This is a genomic window from Tolypothrix tenuis PCC 7101, from assembly GCF_963874875.1.
GTDB lineage: Bacteria > Cyanobacteriota > Cyanobacteriia > Cyanobacteriales > Nostocaceae > Aulosira > Aulosira tenue.
Window position 1 is genome coordinate 116,774 of sequence record NZ_CAWNJS010000002.1, and the last position, 22,606, is coordinate 139,379.

The following is a 22,606-nucleotide window of genomic DNA, read 5'->3' on the forward strand; positions in this document are numbered from 1 at the left end:
CTATTAGTTTTAACTAATAGCTATGTCGAGAACGCTGCTATTTAATATTGATTTACAGCCGCACTTAAACAGCAGCACTCATAGAGAATACATCAGGGACTATAGTTTTTTCTTCGCTATTCTTACCAAGAAACTTGCTGCTAATAATATCTTGGTAAGCTGATAAATCTGCTTGCCAATTATTCAGGGCTTGATCTAGATTATTCTTGCGAAGGGAGCTACTTTCACTTTTTACTTCGTAGCTAAAGCTACCACTGAATAAGACAATAGGAGTAGTTGTTTCGTCTGGGTTACGCAGCATTGCTTCATTGATGCTTAAATACAAAGGACCGCGCTCCAGGGTGTAAGCCAGATTGAGTGTAGCTCGCATAGATGCATTTCCAACTTCTTGCCAATCTCCCGGAGATAGCAGGGTTTCAGCTAGGAACAAGCGGGCTGCATCTTGGGACTTTTCAAAAGCAACGTAGCCTCTAGGATTAATACCTACAGCTTCATACTCTACATTAGGAAGAGTTTCGACATATTTTTTTGCAATAGCTGGAACAGCTATTTCTGTGACTGCTTTACCTTCAATTGCTTCGATGAACATAACTCTCGTCGGTTCAGCGACAATCACAACGCCGTTGGTGAAGGCGACTTGGGATACGCTTTGGGTATATATCGGTTGACGAGCCAATTCCCACTCAGTTGGGACAATACCACTGTATTGGAGAAATTCTGGATTAAGGATGGTAGGTTTATGATTTTTAGCAGCAATAATAATCCCGAATTCTTGCGTAATTAAGGTTTGGCTCATGATGTTTTCCTGATAAATGAAATGTTAATTTCAATAACCTACTGGAGCGATTGTGGTTTAGTTCTTTGTATTTAATAGGTAACCACTAGTTCCCAAAATTCAACCCTGTATATTTTATTTGTATACATTATTATTAAGATTTCCATCTGCGAATCTACGCAGATTTTTTTCCTAGCGATATTTAAGTAATAACCACATTTTAGAATATTGTTCTGGTAAAATCACATTTTATCTGAGTAAATATGCTTAAGAAAAAGATTCACATCTTCTTCCGAGAAATTAGAATTTTTACAAATTTCTGTTTTGCAGTATCTGTTATGGCAAATTCTTAGTTAAAAAAGGATTTGTCAACAAGAGGAAAAGGGGCATAGTGACAAGGGGAATACTGGGATTCCATCTCAGTCTCCGCCCCAGTCAAGCACTTTGGAAGGGCGGGGCTTGTACCTATGTTCCCTTGAACCCTATCTCTTTCGGTCAACAAAAGTTGACGATATTGTTTGTTTTACCTTCAACAGCAATAAAACATAAATCATTACTTCACTTAACTCTGTGTACAACTTATTACCCGTAATTCAAATAGTGAAATTCATTAAGCCACTCCTAAGGACTTTTTACAATCTATCCTTAAATCACTTGTCATTTGGTGATAATTCCCACTTTTTCCTTGATACTAATAGTTGCACTTGACTCTTGTTTTTGTCAACTAAAGATTGCATAATATGGCTAGCCAAGAACAGATAGAAGAGGTAGTAATGTTACCACTAACTGAAGTGGGATCTATTAGATGGACAAAGGAGCGTGGGCAGAAAATGCGCTCATTGCGTGGTGATATGCCATTAGTAACTTTATCTAAAAAGCTTGCTGAATATGACGTAGATATGTCTAGGCAATATTTGAACCGGATGGAAACCTTCACAGAGGTCAAAAGTGCTTCCCCAGAACTCGTTACTGGCTTATGTAAAGTATTTGGCTGTACTTTGGCTGAATTACTGTGTTTAACAGAAACCAAAATTGTGCAATTAGGGGTTGACAAATGCAACTAAAAGTTGCATTATATTGTTAAGGAGAGCAAACTGCCTGCACTTAAACGGCGAAAGGGTTGCAAATCGAAGCATGGAAGAAGGAGTCAGGAGTCAGAATACATCAGTTGGGGATTTAGACCCGCGACTGATTGAAGACCAAATTTTTAATTTGGTGGGGGTGCAAAAACGCCGTTTATTCATGTGCTAGATGCACAAAATACAAGCAAGAGAATTCTGCCTCCTGACTCCTGAATTCTGTTTAGATACCCACAAAACCCAATGCCGCCGGGACTAGCAGCCGGAAGCCAAACTTGTAATGCTCAAGCCGCCGGAGATGATTCCGATGACCTAACTAAGTCTGAAAAATTGGTTATTTACGCATATACGCCCGTAATCCAAAGATTTGTACAGCTTCGCTGATTCTGTTGTGAGAGCGTTTTGTCATTTGCACAGCGCTTTTTTGTACATCAAAAACAAAGGCGATCGCCTGCCTGAGAAACATTGCGATCGCCTTTTATCCAAATTTACTGGAGATTTTCATTATGACCCATACAACGCATGTACAGCAAGCAATTTTCGCTTCTTTCGTCGTTGATGAGCAAACGATAACTCAAGCAGAACTAGAGCAGCACATCACACAACAGGGTGAAGTTTTAGCACCCGAAGAATTCACCGTTATTGAAATCAGCTGCTACGACTATGAAATTTACGTTGGCGACAAACTAATAGCTAGCATCACCTACGATCATGACGACTTCGTGACCCAACGCTGGGTAGTGAGCGTGAACTCAACCGAAGTACACCGTGCAAACAGCTGGGCTAAGTGCCACAGCCACGTCACTTGGCACCACAAGCAAGGCACACTACCTGTACAAAAGCAAAAAGTTCCAGCCAATACTACGGGTAACGAAGTGATGGCACAAATTGCCTTGGAATGTGAGAAATTTGGCTTTGAACTCCTTGATGAAGGTATCTACAACAACGACAAAAAGCTAGGCTCGGCGGGATGCACTGATGGTCGCTGGTGGGTGAAAAGAGCCTCATCAGAGCATCAGCAGCAAGTGCCCTGTGATTCTGCATTCGATGCCGTGTGGTCATTGTCGATGGTCGAAGTATTGCCTAGTCTCGAAACTAGGTCTTGCGAGGAATTGTTGGATAAACCGTTTGATCAACTGACGAGCGAGGAATGGAAGCGGCTGATGGAGTATCAGCCACTTCCAGAGAGTATGGTGTTAGTCGCGTAGTTTAAGAGAGAATATGGTGGGCACAATGCGCCCACCATCTCAATATCAGCATAATAAGCCGGACGTGAGAAGTCTTATTAGATTCATTCAAAAGAGTTAATCATTAAAAAAGTTTGGGTTTAAATCAACAAACAGCGCTGAATCAATTTCAATAAGATGAAAATTGACCGAGACAATTTTAGATTTTAGATTTTGGATTTTGGATTAAAGTCAAAAGTTAAAATCTAAAAACAAGGTTTCAAGCTTCTCCATTTATGGAGAAAAAGAACAAAAATTTCATTTTCATCAAGCCTCGCCATTAATGGAGAGGTTAATCCAAAAGACGCTCGCGGACTCGCTCTAAGCGAAGCTATGCCGAAGGCTTTACGCTGCGCTATCGTAAATCCAAAATCTAAAATTGAATGACTGACTCGCGCTCAAAATTAATTCAATTAGCAAAATAGATTGCAAATCTCCACTTAATTATTAGGGATTTAAAAACCTGATGGATATTAAAACTATTGCTGTCACCTATCACAGAAAATTTAACTTAGGTGACTATGAATCGTTGGAATTGGGTTGCTCATTATGGGCACAAATAGACCCAGAAGAAGATGCAGAAGGCGTAACACAATTTTTATATCAGCAAGCCAAATCCTCTGTTAAAGAAGCTGCAAGGCCTGTAATTCAAGAATCAATTTATCAAATGAACAAAGCCAGAATCCAAAAGCAGCCTACTAAAGCTCAAACTGAAGTAGATGATTTCTAATTATGCATGAAATTAAACTAGGACTTTGTAATCCACCACAGCCAATCTATCTATACGTGAAGAAATTAGAGGTTGATGGGCGAATTTACGCTTGGTATAACTGTGAAATTGAACAAGACAAAAAGATTCCTGTCAGCCAAAGAGCATTAACAGGTTATGTATCAGAGCTAAGACTAACAGATAAGGATTTCAAAGGCAAGGACAATTTAAAATTAGATATTGTTGTACAAGCCGATGAAATTTATATCGTCCGCAGTGGCATTGAAACCAACTTTGCCAAATCATTCTTATTAGCTGCATCTGTTGTGAAAGATTTTACTCAGCCTTTGATAATTGTTGCTACTCCTGGGGATGAAAATTCAGTTTTCTGCAATCTCTATGATGCTTTGACTAAAACTAAAATTCGTCGAGAATGGAATCCAAACGCTGACTGGGGAGCAATTATTCGTGATGTTCAATATAAGTTAACTCCAATTTCAGATTCAGTCGATTATGTTCAACCTGTACAACCGCAATCAAATCCAAAGCAAACTACTGTAACATCTGCAATACATCCTCAAGATTTACGGGTAAAACAAATTCGGACTTTACTAAATTACCCGCTTGATTTAATCAAAGAATGGTTAAATTTCCAAGATGTTAGTAGCCCGAGTGAGCTTCATCACAGTAAGGTTGATGAGCTTGTGAAAACCATGTGTATTGCTTGGGCATCAGATAAGTTTGACCACCCCAATCATGCTGCTAATTCCTATGAGAAACACGTTGTTAATGCTGTAGCTGATGGTGTGGATGAACTACAAGCGATTAAGGGATGGATGCAGCAAGTTCAACAGCAGACTGTTGCACAGATGGTATAGATACTCGCTGAAAAAAGACACATTTGGACAGGGCAACACTATTAAGTTGACAGCAAAAATTCTTGAAGGAGAATTCAGGAGTCAGGAGTCAGAAGCCAGAATTCTCCAATTTAATTCTGTGCAACTGGTGGATAAATTGTGGTTTAAAGCTCCCGATTTTAAGGCTCTAAAAGACTCGATAACGCTACGCTGTCGTGGAGACAAAGAAAAATTTTTCTTGTTTGAAACCCCTGATTTTAAACATGGGGTATTCTGACTCCTGGATTCTGACTTCTGACTCCTTTTCATGCCTTTAAATACAATAGATATCACATTGTCAATATGACTCGAAAGCCTTACGATCAATTTTCAAAGCAACTACTGGAAGAATTACTTTTGCCTTTAGGAAATGTGCAAGTCAATAGGGAGGTGACTGATGAAATCCGCCAAGTAGATATTTTGTTTTCTGCCTCACCAACACCCCAAGCTAATCAACAGTCATTGGGGCTACTTGGCAAAATAGCTGTAGGAACTTCTCTGCTAGAACCATTTCGCAATCAACCAACGAAAACAGAAGTACGCAACTGTCTTCTGAAGGTCTTGACAGTCATGGCAGACTCACAACGGAAAGCTAAGCGAGAGGATGTAAGCTTACCAGAAGATAATCTTGCACGATTGTGGATTTTAGCACCATCAGCTTCTCCCAGTTTGCTTAACAGTTTTGGCGCTAAACTGGAGCTAGACAATTGGTCTGCTGGAGTTTATTTTCTAGCTGACTCGTTGAGAACGGCGATAGTCGCGATTAACCAGCTACCAGTAACCAGTGAAACATTGTGGTTAAGGCTCTTAGGTAAAGGAGAAACTCAACGCCAAGCTGTCACTGAATTACTAGCACTACCCGATAACAACGTAGTACGACAAAACACTCTTAAACTAATTACCAATTGGCGAATTATTTCAATTCAACAGCCGGAAAATCTCACACAAGATGACCAGGAGTTAATCATGAATTTGTCACAAGCATATCAAGAATGGGAAGAAACTACAAAGCAAAAAGGGCAACGTGAAGTTGTAGAGAATTTACTGAGAGTCAGGTTTGGTAATTTAGATGAAGAGCTATCAAGAGTAGTTGATAGGTTGTTACAGTTACAACCAGAAGAATTTACGCCTCTATGCATTCAATTAAGCCGTGAAGAATTGTTGACAAGATTTGCTGCAACTTGACAGCAATCCGAAGACATATTAGTAGCAACTTACCACAATCTATCAATCACCAAGCGCTTTGTTATTAACAGAGCGCTTCTTTATATCGGATAGAAATCATGATTGAACAAACTCTAGATAAAGCACTGTACTTAGACAGCCGAACCAGAGAATCTGTGCATGAAGAATTGGAGAAAATATTCAATTCACTGGTAGATTTTCAAGAGTATAACCCACGAGTTTATCAATTCTTATGCGAGCGCACAAGGGATTTGAGTTTGGCAGATGCAATACAGGCGCTTGCACAAACTTTGGAAGTTTTGAAACTAGATGAATAGCTTTGTTACGAGCAATTACCAAGATTTAGGTTAATCAATATGGATGTACAGCAACAAACTCAACAAGCTTGGGATGCATTAATGGGTATTGACAAGCGACATTATGTAATCACTGGCTTTTATGCATTAGGAGATGCATTTTTGATCAGTGGTCAAAATCCTACTTATCAAAACCAAATAGTTTTGGTAGAGCATCGTGTGAAATCTCAAATTAATCACTGGGATTTCAGATGTAATCGTTCGGAATGTAGACAGCAGCCCACCATTACAACCAATGGGGATGATGGCAACGGTAATTTGAAGCGAAAAGCTCCATCACTTCAGGTGTACAGCTAAAAAGAAGTAAAGACCCAAAGCTCAAAGTGTTAACTTTCGTCCCTGAGTGCTTGTCCCTAATCAACCTGGAAGGAGAGAGCAATGTTACCAAAAACTCGGATTCAGGAGATATCTCCATTAACTTTTTGTAGAAAAATTAAATCCGCCTATAGTGGAATGTCTTTGCAGACTGTAGAAACTCAAGAGAGCGAACGCGGAACTTTCAAAGAATACTGTTCGATTCTGTCACAAGAACTAGATATTCCTTTCAAAACAGTACAAATTAAATGGGGGCCTGGCATAGAATTTCCCAATATGCCTCAAAGAACAAGAAGTATGCTGAAGTTCGTTTTAATAGCTCGTTTATTAGAAATGAAACAAATACAAGCTGCCTAATTATTAACTAAGAGTTAATCAAGTGATGACCTGCTTTGTCTGAGCAGGTATTTTTATGTTGATGGCATCTAATAGTTCCGGTCAAATTCCGGAACTAGACCGGAACTCAATGAGAACTCAAGGAGGCGAAAAGCTTGTTAATTCAAGGTAATTGCGTAGTCGAACAACCTCTCACACGAGAGCAAGTAGCAAAGAATTTGCAACCACAGGTGACGATGAGGCAATTGCAAAAGTATTTAGACTTAGCCAGTCTTTACTTACCAGAGTTTGCAGATTTTAGAAATGAAGAAAATGGGGGATTAAATGGACATATCAAGTTAACAAACTGGCATATCCCAACTCTGCAACTGATTAGAACTTCAGTACTTATCAAAGGGCTGAAAAAAACAGCAATAGAATTAGCCAACTACCCAGAAAAATTTACAGGAGTTTAAATAATGACTATTAAAGAATATGCAGAATCTATTGGTATAAAGCCTGGTAAGTTAGTTGACGAGTTCCGCAAAAACTTCCCAGGACAAACTTGGACAATTAATTCCCAACTCCCCGAAGAATTTCTGGCTGCTCATTCAAAAGTCAAACAAGACCAACACCAACAGCAAGCAACACAACCATTCAATGGCATGGGAGAAGCCACAATTACGAAGGCTGACGAGGCAATTCAACAAGCGTCATACAAGTTAACAGCAGCAGATAAACAGACGATATCAGGAGCGATCGCGGTTCAAAACGAACAATCGAAAATCTTGGGTGCCTCAACTGGGGTGACAGGCGCATTGTTGTTCATGGAATCCTTAATAGCTGCCAAAGGGACTGTGCTAGACGCTTTTGCAGAGCAATCTCTGCTTGAGGTGGACAATCAGATAGCGGAGATTGATCAGAGCTTAATTAACCTAGCCGAAGAAGCCTCAACAAGATTGGGGGAGTCCATCCGAAACAAGGAACAACTCAAACAACGACTCAATTCACTCAGACACAGAGTCAGCTCAATGGGGACACAGATCCAGTTCTAAGAGCTTATTCAACAGTAGCGCTGGCTCTGCAACTCCATCAGGAGACTATCGCTACTGTTGCTCAAATACAACTACTGCAAGAAATCTTGAAATCCCAAAGGAAAAAGACAGTTATGGATATTCTCAGTACAAGTTTATTCACCACTTCAGTTTTAGGTGCTTTGGGTGGTAGTAGCTATCTCGTAGGATGTGCGATCGCTACTGGTGTACTTTCTACTGGACTGCTTCCAGCTTTAGGAATAGTTGTTGGCGCAGGTTTTGCAATTTTGGGGCGTGTTTCAAAATGAGCCAAAAACTCGTGGAAGCATTGCAGAAATTAGCAACAAGCCCAGTGAAGCTTGACCAAATAGCAATTACAAGGCTTGAAAAAGAGTACGGCGCTTCTTTAACAGACATTCTAACTGAGCTGGAAGATTACGCAATCGTACATCAGGTGATCAACGACCAAATAACCAAGCCAAAAAACAAACCATTAATTGCTATTACGAATGGTTGTTTTTGGGCAGCTTTAATTGGGATTTCAACATTACTAATAAAGCCCAATGTCACTATAGCTGCGATGACTTTAGGTTTTACTGCTGGTATATCGGTGAAATTGATTGGGGAAAAATCATGAGTGCCAGTGCTAATAAATACCTTGGACAAGCAATACTCGGTTTTATAGGAATCGCCTTAATTGCATCTCCTTTATTCCTAAAACTCCCATCCCAATTTCAATCATTTAACGCAGCAGCAAGCATTGAACAGAACGAAGATGTAGAACGCTCACGCATCGAGCAACGCCAGCTAACAGCTTTAAAGTTAGCTCAAACCCAAGTCATGCCCAATACTCAAAAACTGAAAATCCGGCAGTACATTGATAACCCAAAACGAGATCCTCGCCCAGAAACTACTGGTTGGTTAGAGTCGGAAGTAATTTATGTTTATGATTCTGCGGGTGCTTGCATAGGAAGAATTTCAAGCAAGCAATGGCAATGGAAATATCACTATAAAAATGCTTGCAGTGATGCACCTGACTAGGAGGAATTAAGAGCATGGATACTCAGAAAAATTCATCTTCTGAGCAAGCAACCGAAAAGCAGACCCAAAAGAGGAAGGGAGTTTCTGACTACATAGAAATCCTTGCAGGCTGGATTGTTGATATTATCTCTATCCCCGTGTCTTTCGTTTCCTATATCCTGGCACAGTTCGTCACCCCTGGTTCTGGCGGTACAAAAATCATCGGCGCACTGGGCTTTTTCATCGGTTCGTTACTCAGTACTGATGGCATTTGGCAGACGATGTTTGCTGGAACTCCTCTCTTCCCGTGGTTTGAGCAAAATTGGATAGGGTGGATTGGTTGGCTAACACTGCCCTTCAACCCATTATTCTGGCTATCTTTTGGCATATCTGCATTAGTCCAAGTAATGCAAGCTCGAACATTAAGGGGTAAACGTCCAGAGGAAGCTAAAACCGAGTTTGAATATTCCAAGCAATTTACATTAGGCAGCAAACCCAGTGGCAGTATTGACCTAACACAGGCATTGTGGCGGGATTACAAGGTTGCTGGGATGAAAGAACGACACACAGGCGGTGCAGTTGCTTTGTTCTTTTGGATTTTTGATTTGACAACCACTTTTGTTGGACGCAACCCTTTTGCTTTCACCAATCCCAGCACTATCCTTGCCTGCCTTATCTACAACTTAGGCTCAATGATGGCTGGTGAAATCGGCTACACCATTTGGAAATTAACCAAATGAAGAAGAATCCAGAAGTCAGAAGTCAGGAGTCAGAATGCAATTAGTGGGGGATTCAGATAGTGGGGGATTCAGACCCGCCACTCTCTTACAAAGTTCAGAGCGGAGGAAGCTTCCGCTCTGACTTTGCGCTAATTGTAGACCGCTAAATTTTTAATTTAGCGGGGGTCTTAAACCCACTTATTCATCCGCCCTACGGGTTCAGCAGTTCCTTTAAGTGGGGGAACCCTGCCAACGGACTGCCTCACCAGTCGTACAGAATTCATGACTTTATTCTGACTCCTGACTCCTGAATTCTATTTTGATAATCAGTATTGGTGAACTCTATGGATTTTCTCAATTATCAGCCAGACCCTGCATCTCATCAAAACCAGACTCATCAAGAAAACCAAGTACCATCTTTAACTACTCTAGAAACTGCTCGACTTAGAGAAGATTATCCTTCAATAGAACACCTGGAAGCGGGAAATGTTGCGGCTTGGTTAGTTGAACGCACTGACCAGCTATTAGTCAGAGCCAAAGATGAGCGAGCCGGGATGAACCTCTCCAAACTCATCACTCTTGCTGGTGGGGCAATTGGAGCAATATGTTACGCTACCAGTCCTCTGGCACCCATCGGTGCATTAATTGCCAGTGCTGGGTATGTTTGGGCGGTTGCAACTGACATGAATGCTTCTCATCAGTTTGCTCCCATACCCTTTATTCGAGGTAACTTCTTTGAGTTTTTATCAGCAATGGGTGATAGTCAAGCCAGAGAAGAATGGTTCTCAAATCAAAACGAATTTGTTGACTTGATGCATCACTTGGAACCGCTTGAGCGTTATGAATTTGCCATGCTCAGACAGCACACTCATACCTTAACTGAGTTTATTAATATTGTGGAACCGGGGAAACGCTTTTACGCTTACCGATATCTGCTTGATTGCTTTGTCAATTTTCGCGGTGTCTTCCCTACGTTTGACCAACTCAATCAACATCTTGCCAAAGTCTCAGTTGACCCCAGGGTGAATTATCACCATGTTCAAGCGATTCAACAAATACGTCCACCACAATTAGAAGCACATCAAATCAACTTACCGCCTCCACCCATTGCTCACTTACCTTTAGCCGCACCGACAACTGATTTACCGCTTGGTATTCCTTGTTCACCAACTTCAGAAACTAACACATACATTGATGAATTCACCCCCCAAAGAGCGCAAACACTTGATGTAATTGAGAAGATGTCACAACGGATTTCTAATCACTTGATTATTGGGATTCCTGGGGCTGGCAAAGGTTTACTTGTCAGTAATGCTTTGCGGCGAATTAAACAATTGCACCCGCAGACTACCATTTTTTACATTGATCCCAAAAACGACCCAAAGGAGACTGGTTATTTCTCTGGTTGTGTAGATGTCCTCAAACGAGCTTCTACTCCATCGATGACTCCTGTTGAAATTGTCAGTTGGTTTCAAAACTGCATTAAAGAATTCGATGCTCTAAGGGGTGACAAGTTATTAGCTTTTGATGAAGGGACACAGATTGGCAGTCAATTTAAAATTGCTAAACAACTTGACTGGCTCAAGGGAAAATTGACCAGTTATACTTCCTGCGGTGACTCTGCGGGGATTAGAGTTTGGATTTTAGCCCAGAATCCCCATACTGAGGATTTGGGTATTAGCGGCGGATTGCGATCGCAATTTACTCCCTTAGCGATTGTCTCTAGTGTGAATATTGCTGCTTACAGTGCCATGATTTCTACTGGTTTTATCCCCAGTTCTCAGAAAATCACTGATGCCAAACTTCAGGAGTTCATTGATGCTTCACCTGTAAACCGAGCAGTTTATCACGGTGGATTAAATAGTTGGTTTGCAATGCCCAAGCTAGAAAATCATTCTGGCTATGACCGTGATTCCAGAACTTTTCTTGAAGGATTTCAGCCACCCACACCAGGAGAATTTATTAGTTCTGATATCGACACTATCAAGAGACTGGAGTCGAGTTTTCACGCTGATGAAGCCGTTTCGGATTCCTCACCTAGCGAAACGGCGAAACATTCATCCGAAACGCCGAAAGAGGGCGAAATAAATAGTTTCAGTTCACAAGAACAGCGTTTCACCCGTTTCGGCTTACTCCGAAATGAGGCAATAGCGGAGATTTTGCGCTTGCGAAACGAAATGAATCTCAACCAAACCAACATCATTAGAATCCTTTGGGATGCAAGACCTGGGGAGAATGAGGCTTATCGAAACGCCGTTTCAGAATATAAACAACTGATGGCAAATGTTGAATAGTACTTATCCCGGAGGCTGGCAGATTTTCTATGTTTTATCTTAACCCCCACTGAAAAGATTTAAATTCAGCGGGGGTTTATTTTACCTAGGAGTTCTATTGAAGTAATTTTGCCTGGTTTTGCAGTTTTCATAAAACTTGATATTAGCTAGACGTAATTGAGTAGCGGTTAAATTTCTTTGTCAGGTCTATGTTTTGGGCGTTACAGTTCCGGTTGAGTTCCGGAAGTAAATCGGAACTCAGCTTACTATATTGTATTCTGTAGCAAAAAGACGATTGAGGAAAATTTTCCACAACCGTTAATAGTTTTGTGAAGCAGTGTTTACTCCTGTCTGCGGGTGTCTCCTACCGAGCAAGTGGGATAAGGCTCTAAATTCAATGCCCATTTTTCATATCGAGCGCGTAGCTGTTCAAATGTTTCTTTCTGCTGTGTTTTTAAGTCTACTTCTTCCGTTTCATCGGTCGCTAAGTTAAAAAGATATTCATTTTCTCCCGATTTTAAATACTTCCAATCCCCACTGCGTACCGCACCTTGTAGCACCTTTGGCGGTAAAGCTGGGTTATCAACGCCTTTATGTCGCCAGAAAAGTGTCCGGGGAGTAACAGGCGCTTCACCTTTGATCGTGGGGAGTAAGTTCTGACCATCTAAAGGATAATTGGGATCGGGATTTGTATTTGTAGCTGCCAGAATGGTGGCTGTAATATCGTGGGTGATAATCACTTGCTCGCTCACTTGGTTTGGTTGAATCACTCCCGGCCAGCGAATAAATGTAGGGACGCGGATACCACCTTCATATAAATTCCCTTTCTTACCTTTAAAACCACCCAAATTTGAGAACTTCTCACCTCCATTGTCACTGGCAAAAATCACAATGGTATTGTCCGCAACGCTAGCATCACTCAATGCTTGCAATACTCTCCCAACTCCATAATCTAGCCTCTCCACTACAGCAGCATAGGATTCTGCTGTGCCTGTATTCACCCAATTTTGCACGTTATCTTTGCCAATCAAGGTATTACTGAGTTCAATATCATTTGGGCCTTCCCAAGGCCAATGGGGTGCAGTGTGGTGCAAACTCAGATAAAACGGGCGGTTGTGGGGTCTTTTGATAAAATCTATAGCCCGTTCAGTAAATAAATCTGTCACATATCCTATTTCCTTTACTGATACTTCAGCTTCCCATAAGTCAGGCTCTCCACTTGTATCTACATGCCTAAAGTAGTCAATAGCACCGCTTAAATTGCCAAAAAATTCATCAAAGCCACTTTTTAATGGGCCGTATTTGGGTAAATAACCGCAATGCCATTTACCAACTAAAGCTGTTTCATAGCCGTTGGCTTTCAGTAAAGAGGCAATGGTTGGATGTTCTGGAGGTAATCCTACTTTGTCTCCTATTTGTTTAAAACTCAATAAAGGCTCTCGCACACCAAGGGGAATTCGTCCCGGATAACGTCCCGTAAAAAAGCTAACGCGTGTTGGTGTGCAAACTGGGGAAGCAGAATAAGCATTACTAAATCGTATTCCCTCTTTAGCCAGATTATCTAGATGAGGTGTGTGATAGTTTTGTTGTCCGTCAATGCTGAGATCGCCCCAACCTAGATCATCAGCCAAAATGAACACTATATTAGGATGCTGTGTAGTCGCAGAGCTAGTATCAACCATATCCCACAAACTTTACTAACTTGATAGATTTACAGTAGTTTATTAATAGAGTAAGAGTATTGCACATTTGGAGCGAGTAAAGCAAATAAGTAGCCGTCACAAAATTAAATTCATTCGTGGAGGGAGGGAATAGGAAACAGAAAAACTATGTGTGTAATTAATTCTGTTTAGCTACTTATTGCTGATATTGAGATATGCATCAAACACAAAATATTGATTGGCTTATTGAGCGAAGCAAAATTATAGAAGTAATTGTTGGTTTTGCGAACGCATTGGATGAAAAAAATTGGCAGAAATTACAAGGTTATCTAGCAAATGAAATCGAGATTGATTATTCAGATTTTCGAGGTGAAGCACCTCAACGAGTAACCGCCCAAGAATATGTACAACAACGAGTCGATGGTTTGGCAGGATTACGGACTTTGCATATCAGCACGAATCATGAAGTCACAATCGAAGAAAATGTAGCTTATTGCAGATCAGCTTATTGCATTTATCGAGTTAATCCCACAGTTGAAGCCGGACAAAATCGGCTGGATACGGCAGGAAACTATCTTCATCAGTTGATTCGAGTCGGTGAAGAGTGGCGAATCAATGCAGTCAAGCAAACAGTGGTGGTAATAAGCGGCAATCGACAAGTGCATGGTGCATTTCGCAATAGCTCATCATAAAATGCGGCAAAAGGCATTAATCTGTTCGCACGATGAACATGGTAAGGTGTTGACTGATAAAGTTCTGATTGTGCGAAATACCGCCAATAAGAAATTAGTTGCTGTCAGTCCACTATGTGCTCATAAAAATTGCGTCGTTGATTGGAAACAAGACAAGCAGCGTTTTGTTTGCCCATATCATGGTTCTGAATTTGGTACTGACGGCAAAGTGGTGAATGGGCCAGCGGCCAGCAGAACGCGGACTTAAACCTTTTGAAGCCAAAATCGAAGATAACTGCTTTCTCATTAAACCTATCCAACCGAGCAAAGTTATTTCATAACTAATACAAAGCAAGAAAAATGATTGTAACAGATACAAACTTATAAACCTTTGTTATGTTTGGCTTTCTTAATGTTGAATTGGTATAACTATCAGCGTATGACTGCCAGAAAAATTTGTAACCTCACACCAGAACAGTCAGAATTAATTCCGGTTTACAACCAGAAGTGGAAAAATATTGCGCTTTCTACTGAGCCTATAGACCGAAGAGAATCAGTAGAAATCATTAAGGAGCTGTATAGCTTTTTGGGATTAAATGAGCCTGAAGTTGTTGTTTGTGTTAGTCCCGCAGCTGTTCTCAATTTTTTAGCAGAACCACCATATCCGGCATCCAATCGAGAGATGTATTATATCTATTCTCTTCTGAATAATCCATTGCGTCAGGAATTATATAGTCAGTTATATGATGCTTTAAAAGCAGAACTCAGGGTTCGGCTCTCTATGAGATTTACCCAAAACATACACTACTTAATTGAGAGGGAAATATATAATTTTTTTGATAAAAGGTATCTTAAATATAGTGAAGATGGAGAAGGCGACATCAAGGGATTTGGTATAGATTTACCAGAACCAATGGAGTCTGGTTGTGAGCTTGACTTTTGTATTTCTGTACTCAACTGTAATTGTTCACCTGTACGGTGGCAGATTTTTGAATCTTTAGCCAAAAATAGCTTCTGGCTTTTTCCTTATGACAGGCTAGCAGTAGTATGCGAGCGCCCAACCAAAATCTCCTTTGACGACCAACAACGCCCCCATGCTGTTATGCAACCTGCCATTCAATTTGCAGATGGATACAGTATTTATGCACATCATGGTGTGGTAATCCCTGAAAAATACGCCAATCTGCATCCCCTACAGTGGCAAACTCAATGGCTGTTAGAAAATAATACCCAGCTGCGAAAACCTTTTATTCAAGAAATTACGGATCATCAAAGAATCGAAAGAGCACTTGTGACTCAATTAGATTCTCAAGAAGAATATACTTTATTAGAAATTGATGACAATGTGGATGCAAAGACAATTTATTTCTTAAAGATGACTTGTCCCATTACTAGAGAAATTCATGCTTTAATCCATGTACCTGCTGATATTAAATCTGTACACCAGGCAATCCTGTGGGTAAATTGGGGAATTGAGCCTGAAGAATTTGTTATGCCATATTTAAGCTAAATGCTCGAAATGCTAAATTATCTAAAAGTTTTGTACGTTCAATACATTTTGTATTTTGTTTGAGTTGTGAAAAATTACAACTCAAACTTTGATAATTATTAACTGTTTTAACTGCTCTTAAGTACGGTAATTAAAACGCTGTCACTGAACAATTAAATATCAGCTTTTACGCCAGATCAATATCGCTCTTGTAAGTCATAGGTCTTGGCAGTGCTTTCTTCTTGGGAGGCGCTGAAGATTTCTTCGGTGGTTGTGGCGCACGGCATTTTTCACAGTAGAGTGGTCGTGGCCCATAAGTTTCACGCTGCGTTGGTTGTTCGCACTGCTTACACACAAAGTTGAAAATCCGAGTGTGAATCTCACGTTGATGCGCTCGAACTGTGTATTCTTTGACGTTGATTACCTTGCTTGGCATTGTCTATAGTAAATAGGGACTCAATTAAGTTGGATTTGAATTGACCCAACAACTTCTTGAATCTTAACCGCTCTGTTAGAAGTTTCAAGTACATATATCAAAACTTGAAGTAGATTTGAATAGTACGCTTGCAGTTTCCTGTTTTAGGCAATTTCTCAGAAGCTACATTATAGCTGGCGATTTTAGAACCTATTTTAGATTTTGTGAAATATTCCTTAATGGAGTTCAAAAAATGACTCTTGTCCTAAATGTTTTACATAATTTTTGACAAGCTCCTGAAGAGTGCTTTGATTCCCTATGTCAATCCAGTCATCAATTCTTCCTAAAAAACAATATCTTTGGGTGATAAATCTCCGCTTCTGTTCATCAATCAAAATAAACCGAAGCATGGGCGAATAAGAGATTGACTTCTTAAGTCTAGTTTGTGCTTCTCGCAATTTATCTATTAAACTAAAGTTTAGCAGTTCTGATAGCAGATTAACGTCTTGATCTGGTGTATATACAGTAATAGTCTCTTTTTTTATCAAACAGAATTCAGGAGTCAGGAGCCAGAATTCAGAATTGAATTCTGTGCGACTGGCGGATGAATAAACGGGTTTAAGACCCCCACCAAATTGAAAATTTGGTGGTCTTCTCCCAAAGGGAGACGCTACGCGAACAATGAGTGGCGAGTCTGAATCCCCCACTGATTGTATTCTGACTCCTGAATTCTGACTTCTGAATTCTTCAAATCTATTTGGTAGGATTCTAAATTAGAAAACTTTTTTATTCCTTCTTCTACAGTTGACCTTTCTTCATCACTAATAATTTTAGGTTGAACCTTTCTCAGAAAAACCTGAGCGTTAGGATTTTCATAGATTTCATAGCCTTTAGGCATAGCTTCAATTACATGCCCTTCATTTTTCATAGAAAAGAAATACTTTGGTTTACCAGTTTTGGTCATCCCTTGATGAAGATAATATATCTGTTCTTTTCTATTCACGTATTTTATCGGCATTTAACCTCATACCTTGCTACTATTTTCTTAAATGACTTTTATATAGCAGAATTCAAAAATCAGGAGTCAGAATTCATACTGAATTCTGTGCGACTGGTGGATGAATATTGGTTTAAAACCTTGCCCCTAGTGGGCGAAACTAGTATTAAATATTCAACAATAATTAAAACTCTATCCCTTTATGGGTAGAGTATTCTGAATTCTGAATTCTGTCTTCTGACTCCTTTTTATATCCTCAATCATACCAGTCATCAACCTGGTGGGGAGACAATGCAGTTCAAGAAGCTAAATACAGTCGGATATCGTTTGGAAAGCGACGTAGAGTATTCATGACTTGTTGTTGGATTTGGCGTACTTTTTGGGGACTGATATTTAACTGTTGTGCAACTTCTTGTGCAGTTAGTTGGCGCTCGCTGTCTAGTCCATATCGCAGAATTAAAACTTCCCTTTGGATCGGTTTAAGAAATGCCAACAACTTTGCGAGGTCTTCACGCAGACACTCCTGGGTAACAAGCTCATCAATAGAAATGCTATCTGAAGGTATGATTTCTTGGAGTTCCATTTCTCGCTCTTCGCCTACAGGCTTTTCTAAAGACACTAACGGACGAAATGCCCCTAGATATTCCCGCATCTGTTGAGGCTCTACCCCTATAACTTGTGCAATTTCTTCAGTACTTGCTCTTCGACCCAGTTTTTGGGATAGTTCTCGCTGTACTTTTCTAATTTGAACAAATTTTTCAGTCAAATGCACAGGTAAGCGCACTGTGCGAGATTTTTCTGCAATAGCTCGCATGATTGCTTCTCTAATCCACCAGTAGGCGTAAGTAGAAAATTTATAACCTCGATTGGGGTCAAATTTTTCTACACCCCTTTGTAAACCAATGGCTCCTTCTTGAAGCAAATCCAGCAGCTCTAATTTACTCCACTGATATTTTTTCGCAATCGAAACCACCAACCGTAGGTTCGATGTTACCATCTTCTGTTTGGCTCGTTGACCTAGCTGTTGAATCCTGTTTAATTCTGTTTCATCTTTGCCCACATCCGCCGCCAATTCAGCTCTCATCGGTTCTCGATGCAGCTTTTGCTTGAGCGCACTTGTGGCTTGCTCAATAGCTATCATCTGCTGTATCTGTCTGCTATAAGCAATTTCCTGTTCGGCACTCAATAAGGGAAAACGGCTAATTTCTTGTAGATACTGGCGAACCATATCTTGATTGAGACGGGACATACACAAAAATTCACAAATTCGGTAAATAAAGAAATTACTATCGCAGAATCATACAATAACTTCTACCGAAAATCACAACCCATCAAAGCATCACGCCACTCCCAGCGCAGCGTCAGTTAAATTGGTTGATCCAGAATCTTAGTGGATGGGAGTTAACGGGTTGTGGCGATCGCTTTCATAACTACTTTTAAATTTCTTTCGTGCCATTTGATTCTGAATTTTGTATTCTTCTTTGAAGAAGCTGCACTCCTTACATGAGAAAAACTATGCCAAAAAATTGGGCTTTAAAAGTAGATCAGTATTTCAACGCAAATTCTAACTGCATTGTCGCTACCGCCCATGTAGATACCTTTCCCACTGACCTTCCATTAGAGCCAAATATCAGAGAACCTAACCGCAAAAGTTCCACTTACAGACAAATCTATGACTCATTGACCACTGAACCCGAAAAATTCTTTGAGCGACATAGCGGCATCGTGCTGTGTGCAAATAAGGTTAAGCCTAACAGTAAAAAGACACAGCTAGACTTAGAAATCCTTGAGGCACAAGAAGGTGGTAGCGATGGCATCATTAACGGGGGGCATACGGTTTTGGCTTTTCAACAGGCCAGAGGCTACAACTTTGACCTCTCGAAAGCCAGGGTTAAAGTTACCATTCATATTGGCTTAAGCGAGGATGAAGCAAAAGATATCGCCTTAGCATCTAATACATCTGCCCCTGTAGATGCGCGCTCAAAGGTCAATGCCAGGGGTGATTATAAATTCATTAAACAGTTTTTAGCGCAACTAGAGCGTGACCAAGAAACAAAATTCCGCATTGCCTATTACCAAAACCAAAGCGGTGCACCCAAAAGTCCGCAATGCAACGTCAACCATTTGATTAAGTTGATGAATTGCCTGGACAGAAACAAATACAACCCAGACAGCAAGAGTAGAACCAAACACCCACCTGTCAGTAATACACCGTCCTTGAGTGAAGCGGAAAGACAAAGACTATCGAAATTACTGCCGCTACTGCCAAAAGCATTGTGGATTGAACAACAATTATTTAAGACTATTGAGGAACATATCACCAAGCCCAGAAAAAAAGGAATCATTGACTTAGCCTCAATTGACCCACGCAAGAATACGCTCTTGCCAGATAGCCGATATTCTTTTGGGTTTAGCGCGCCTGCTGATATTGCTATGCCCATTGTTGCTGCTTATCGGGTGTTTTTGGACGAGCAGTACAATTGGATTATTCCTTTTGATGAGTTCGCTCTTGATTTCCTTCAACATCTGTGGACTAACTATTACAGGAAATACTTGGTGTCAGAAAAATTAGCTGGGAATACAGTTGGGACTAAAATCTGCCGCAATCCGGTAATTTGGGATAACCTTTATGTTTCAGCACAAAGCTACTTGAATCAGCACTTGATCAAGATGGTTGGCTCAAACACCAAGCGCGAAGATTTGAAACTAGTGAATTGATTACTATGGTGGAAAGCGTATTGTTAGACTTCGATTGCAAAATGCGCTTTCCAAAAAAGCATCACCATCATCGCAGTACCGTAAGTAAGCGATCGCACGGTTAGAAGCCTTGTCATTACCCACATTTTCTTATAACTGGCGATCACCCTTTAGCGTTTATACTTATACTTATTAGATAAATACAAATATAATTAGCTTAAGCCCGTTTAATTAAAAATGCTACACTTGTAGAAATTACTTCTGCAATATCTGCTGGATCGAGTAAATAAATTTGTGCTAAGACTTCTCTTTTAATCTCTTCAGAACTCAAAGTTTTACGTTTTTTTATACCTTGCAATTTTTGTTTCTCTAAACCTTGGCAGTATGTCGATAAGGAAATTTCTCCATCTAAATAAAGCTGTAATGATTCACTATCGCCACCAGTTACCTTTGCTAACCGCTGAAAGTTCCTAGAATCAGCTTCGGGAACAGTTTTTCCTTTCAACCACCGATAAACTGTTGTGAAATCTACACCCAGCGCTTCAGATAAGGTCGTTTGAGTCCAGCCATCTTTTAACAGCTGCTCAACCAACTGAGCTAATCGTTTCTGGCGTTCCTGCATTGTAGAAGACCCGGAATTAAAAGTGGCAACTGATACTTGAGGTTTCATACTTACTTAATTTAATTTAGTATTTATACCACTGGATACTAACCACTAAAGGATACTAGGGCAGCTGTTGTGGGCTTAGATTGCTAATTTTAATATAACTAATTTAAGACTAAAATTCTAATATTTACAAGGGTTTCAGCTACCCCAACTGATTGTAAAGAAATAGACAAGCACAAATTTATTTCCTAAATCTCCAGATTCTTAGGGCTACTTTCAGCCTAATACCATCAAATCTGGAAAGCTCTTAGCACGGTGATTAATTTATCTCAGTCTTAAGAATTTTCAACAATACTTATTTTTGCTGTCTTGGTTTTAGAGCTAATTTGTAAACTTAAGTAAACTCTTCGTATCGTAAGGGTTTCAGGAATTTAAATTAATCAAGTCTTTATCCTGCGAAAGCTAGAAGCTAATGAGCATTTAAGTTGCATAACCCCAAGGCTGAACCGCTGACCACAAGCGACTCATCCCGGAAAAATGAATGACGATTAGCTTACCCAGTAATGAATTGGGTGTCCTTAAGATTTTCTTTACGAATTAGCCCTTAATACAGGCATTTTGGGCTATACATGCCTACTTCTCCAAATAAGCATACTTACAACATCATAGTTAAATCGTATTTGTTGTTAAATCTGCTACTTTTATACTGCTAGACTAGACCTCTAATTTTAACATTCTGTATTGTAGGATACAAATTATAAATATTAAGAAAATTTAAGCAGCTATGTAATTATTATTGCACTGTGCAATAGTAAGTATTGCATGGTGCAAAAGAAATACTATGTATACAAAAATATCTGTTAATCACAGCATAGTTCAGTATACCTCTAGTTTAAACAAAGACTTAAAACCTTATCAGAGGAGAAAACATATTAATGTCATCCTCTAGCTCTGCCATTAATTTGGATAAACTTAATCTTCTTACTTCCACACCCGATTGTGAGCCAGTGGATTTAAAGAAAGACCATGAATATAACAAGACTAATGGTGAAAATATACAAAACAGCGAAATTATCAGCGAGGCTGAGGCGCAGGAACTAAGGAGGTTAGAAGCTAAAGTAGAACGTGGATTAAGAGCATTTTGGGAAATAGGACAAGCCTTACGCCAGATTCAAGATCAACGTTTATATCGGCAACACTACAAAAATTTTGAGGAATATTGCATTAATCGTTGGGAGATGTCACGACGTTCGGCTTATCAACTGATGGAGGCAGCCTCAGTTTATGAAAATGTGCGCCATGGCGCACAAATTCTTCCCGCCAATGAGCGCCAAGCCCGTCCTCTAACAGTACTACCTCCTGAAAAACAACGAGAAGCTTGGAATAAAGCAGTTTCCACAGCTCCTAGTGGCAAAGTGACATCTATCCACGTTGCCCAAGTTGCCAAAGAATATCAGCAAGGTAATGTAGTAACCAAATCTAGGAAAAATAAAACTCCTAATCTACAACAATCAACTAACAACTCTAAACCATCAGATGAGCGTAGCTGCTGGAACTGTCTTCATTGCAGCAAAGAGTTTGTTGATGACCCCCACAGTTTCTATTGCTATCAACTAGGGAAATTAAGCTTTATCGAAAAAGACGGTAATCAACGGGCACAGTCATGCAAATTCTGGACTCATCGACAAGCAGAATTAGATGAAATCAATCAGTCTCGGCCAACCTCACAAGAAAGCTTTACTTTAACTCTACAACTGCCTGCATATTTACAGCCATTAATACAAGATGCTGCCAAAGAGTCTGGTTTAGTTGTGGTTGATTGGGTTACAAATATTTTAAAAGCAGCTGTTCTTAAAAGCGAAGAATCCCGCAATACGCAGATTCATCAAGAGATTATTGATATTCAAGTTTCAGAAATTGCTTGACCAAAGCAAAACTATATTCGCTGTTATGTAAACAGAAATTATTTGCTTAAACCTTTCAATACCATTCCAAAAGCCTATATAGGACTACTACAAATGTTCATTTAAAGGATGAATATACACCTAAACCTCTAAAAAAATAACTATACTTGTCAGATATACATAAGTTTTATTATACGCTAGATAAGTCAAAGTTAGCTTATTATTGAGCTAAAATTTCAGCAAACATAAGTAATTTTAGAGAT

General features: G+C 39.9%; 27 protein-coding genes. 20 read left to right on the forward strand and 7 right to left on the reverse strand.

Annotated features, from left to right (window positions below):
• Nucleotides 1-64: 64 nt before the first annotated feature.
• A complete protein-coding gene (locus AACU25_RS34660) occupies nt 65-796 on the reverse strand; it encodes a hypothetical protein (protein ID WP_096584613.1) in 732 nt (243 codons plus the stop codon).
• 719 nt (nt 797-1,515) lie between these two features.
• On the opposite strand from AACU25_RS34660, the gene AACU25_RS34665 reads away from it, so the two are divergent.
• The gene (locus AACU25_RS34665; RefSeq protein WP_321206565.1) at nt 1,516-1,839 is read left to right on the forward strand and encodes an XRE family transcriptional regulator; all 324 of its coding nucleotides are present in this window, start codon (nt 1,516-1,518) and stop codon (nt 1,837-1,839) included.
• 349 nt (nt 1,840-2,188) lie between these two features.
• Here the strand turns inward: AACU25_RS34665 and AACU25_RS34670 are convergent, their stop codons facing one another.
• Complete coding sequence (locus AACU25_RS34670; protein WP_339382127.1) at nt 2,189-2,320, reverse strand: hypothetical protein; 132 nt, start codon at nt 2,318-2,320, stop codon at nt 2,189-2,191.
• A gap of 40 nt (nt 2,321-2,360) precedes the next feature.
• Here AACU25_RS34670 and AACU25_RS34675 point away from each other — a divergent pair, with 40 nt between their 5' ends.
• From AACU25_RS34675 to AACU25_RS34740, 14 genes are all read left to right on the forward strand, one after another.
• Entirely contained in the window at nt 2,361-3,062 is a 702-nt protein-coding gene (locus AACU25_RS34675; protein WP_321206566.1) for a hypothetical protein, read from the forward strand.
• A gap of 484 nt (nt 3,063-3,546) precedes the next feature.
• Nucleotides 3,547-3,810, forward strand: a complete 264-nt coding sequence (locus AACU25_RS34680; RefSeq protein ID WP_096584619.1) for a hypothetical protein — start codon at nt 3,547-3,549, stop codon at nt 3,808-3,810.
• Nucleotides 3,811-3,812: 2 nt separating this feature from the next.
• Complete coding sequence (locus AACU25_RS34685; RefSeq protein ID WP_096584622.1) at nt 3,813-4,667, forward strand: hypothetical protein; 855 nt, start codon at nt 3,813-3,815, stop codon at nt 4,665-4,667.
• 321 nt (nt 4,668-4,988) lie between these two features.
• On the forward strand, nt 4,989-5,870 hold the full coding sequence (locus AACU25_RS34690; RefSeq protein WP_096584628.1) for a hypothetical protein: 882 nt from the start codon (nt 4,989-4,991) through the stop codon (nt 5,868-5,870).
• Nucleotides 5,871-5,968: 98 nt separating this feature from the next.
• The gene (locus AACU25_RS34695; protein WP_096578395.1) at nt 5,969-6,187 is read left to right on the forward strand and encodes a hypothetical protein; all 219 of its coding nucleotides are present in this window, start codon (nt 5,969-5,971) and stop codon (nt 6,185-6,187) included.
• A 39-nt stretch (nt 6,188-6,226) separates the two neighbouring features.
• Nucleotides 6,227-6,523 (forward strand): hypothetical protein, encoded by a 297-nt coding sequence (locus tag AACU25_RS34700; RefSeq protein ID WP_096584631.1) that lies wholly within the window; start codon nt 6,227-6,229, stop codon nt 6,521-6,523.
• Between the two features lie 81 nt (nt 6,524-6,604).
• Nucleotides 6,605-6,898: a hypothetical protein gene (locus tag AACU25_RS34705; RefSeq protein ID WP_096583243.1), complete on the forward strand. Its 294-nt coding sequence runs from the start codon at nt 6,605-6,607 to the stop codon at nt 6,896-6,898.
• A 134-nt stretch (nt 6,899-7,032) separates the two neighbouring features.
• Entirely contained in the window at nt 7,033-7,332 is a 300-nt protein-coding gene (locus AACU25_RS34710; RefSeq protein ID WP_096584634.1) for a hypothetical protein, read from the forward strand.
• Nucleotides 7,333-7,335: 3 nt separating this feature from the next.
• Nucleotides 7,336-7,911 (forward strand): hypothetical protein, encoded by a 576-nt coding sequence (locus AACU25_RS34715; protein ID WP_096584636.1) that lies wholly within the window; start codon nt 7,336-7,338, stop codon nt 7,909-7,911.
• Between the two features lie 113 nt (nt 7,912-8,024).
• Entirely contained in the window at nt 8,025-8,198 is a 174-nt protein-coding gene (locus tag AACU25_RS34720; RefSeq protein ID WP_190446070.1) for a hypothetical protein, read from the forward strand.
• On the forward strand, nt 8,195-8,527 hold the full coding sequence (locus AACU25_RS34725; RefSeq protein ID WP_096584639.1) for a hypothetical protein: 333 nt from the start codon (nt 8,195-8,197) through the stop codon (nt 8,525-8,527). The genes AACU25_RS34720 and AACU25_RS34725 overlap by 4 nt, the downstream gene beginning before the upstream one ends.
• Nucleotides 8,524-8,931, forward strand: coding sequence for a hypothetical protein (locus tag AACU25_RS34730; protein WP_096584642.1), 408 nt, complete (start codon nt 8,524-8,526; stop codon nt 8,929-8,931). Before AACU25_RS34725 ends, AACU25_RS34730 begins: the two co-directional genes overlap by 4 nt.
• Before the next feature lie 14 nt (nt 8,932-8,945).
• Nucleotides 8,946-9,650, forward strand: coding sequence for a hypothetical protein (locus tag AACU25_RS34735; protein WP_096584645.1), 705 nt, complete (start codon nt 8,946-8,948; stop codon nt 9,648-9,650).
• A 323-nt stretch (nt 9,651-9,973) separates the two neighbouring features.
• Entirely contained in the window at nt 9,974-11,923 is a 1,950-nt protein-coding gene (locus AACU25_RS34740) for a nucleoside/nucleotide kinase family protein (RefSeq protein ID WP_096584648.1), read from the forward strand.
• A gap of 320 nt (nt 11,924-12,243) precedes the next feature.
• On the opposite strand, the gene AACU25_RS34745 is transcribed toward AACU25_RS34740, so the two are convergent.
• Nucleotides 12,244-13,584: a sulfatase-like hydrolase/transferase gene (locus tag AACU25_RS34745; RefSeq protein ID WP_096584651.1), complete on the reverse strand. Its 1,341-nt coding sequence runs from the start codon at nt 13,582-13,584 to the stop codon at nt 12,244-12,246.
• Between the two features lie 194 nt (nt 13,585-13,778).
• Here AACU25_RS34745 and AACU25_RS34750 point away from each other — a divergent pair, with 194 nt between their 5' ends.
• The 3 genes from AACU25_RS34750 (at nt 13,779) to AACU25_RS34755 (ending at nt 15,744) form a co-directional block, all read left to right on the forward strand.
• A complete protein-coding gene (locus tag AACU25_RS34750; protein WP_096584653.1) occupies nt 13,779-14,255 on the forward strand; it encodes a nuclear transport factor 2 family protein in 477 nt (158 codons plus the stop codon).
• Nucleotide 14,256: 1 nt separating this feature from the next.
• The gene (locus tag AACU25_RS37055) at nt 14,257-14,502 is read left to right on the forward strand and encodes a QcrA and Rieske domain-containing protein (RefSeq protein WP_190446080.1); all 246 of its coding nucleotides are present in this window, start codon (nt 14,257-14,259) and stop codon (nt 14,500-14,502) included.
• A 171-nt stretch (nt 14,503-14,673) separates the two neighbouring features.
• Nucleotides 14,674-15,744: a DUF6745 domain-containing protein gene (locus AACU25_RS34755; RefSeq protein ID WP_190446082.1), complete on the forward strand. Its 1,071-nt coding sequence runs from the start codon at nt 14,674-14,676 to the stop codon at nt 15,742-15,744.
• 166 nt (nt 15,745-15,910) lie between these two features.
• Here AACU25_RS34755 and AACU25_RS34760 read toward each other — a convergent pair whose 3' ends face one another.
• From AACU25_RS34760 to AACU25_RS34770, 3 genes are all read right to left on the reverse strand, one after another.
• A complete protein-coding gene (locus AACU25_RS34760; RefSeq protein WP_096584661.1) occupies nt 15,911-16,159 on the reverse strand; it encodes a hypothetical protein in 249 nt (82 codons plus the stop codon).
• Between the two features lie 649 nt (nt 16,160-16,808).
• On the reverse strand, nt 16,809-17,141 hold the full coding sequence (locus tag AACU25_RS34765) for a hypothetical protein (protein WP_190446083.1): 333 nt from the start codon (nt 17,139-17,141) through the stop codon (nt 16,809-16,811).
• A 292-nt stretch (nt 17,142-17,433) separates the two neighbouring features.
• Nucleotides 17,434-18,384 (reverse strand): RNA polymerase sigma factor, RpoD/SigA family, encoded by a 951-nt coding sequence (locus AACU25_RS34770; protein WP_096584664.1) that lies wholly within the window; start codon nt 18,382-18,384, stop codon nt 17,434-17,436.
• A 266-nt stretch (nt 18,385-18,650) separates the two neighbouring features.
• Here AACU25_RS34770 and AACU25_RS34775 point away from each other — a divergent pair, with 266 nt between their 5' ends.
• Nucleotides 18,651-19,853 (forward strand): AIPR family protein, encoded by a 1,203-nt coding sequence (locus AACU25_RS34775; protein ID WP_096584667.1) that lies wholly within the window; start codon nt 18,651-18,653, stop codon nt 19,851-19,853.
• 196 nt (nt 19,854-20,049) lie between these two features.
• On the opposite strand, the gene AACU25_RS34780 is transcribed toward AACU25_RS34775, so the two are convergent.
• The gene (locus AACU25_RS34780; protein ID WP_242044081.1) at nt 20,050-20,502 is read right to left on the reverse strand and encodes a helix-turn-helix domain-containing protein; all 453 of its coding nucleotides are present in this window, start codon (nt 20,500-20,502) and stop codon (nt 20,050-20,052) included.
• A gap of 872 nt (nt 20,503-21,374) precedes the next feature.
• On the opposite strand from AACU25_RS34780, the gene AACU25_RS34785 reads away from it, so the two are divergent.
• A complete protein-coding gene (locus tag AACU25_RS34785) occupies nt 21,375-22,364 on the forward strand; it encodes a hypothetical protein (RefSeq protein WP_096584670.1) in 990 nt (329 codons plus the stop codon).
• Nucleotides 22,365-22,606: the final 242 nt, after the last annotated feature.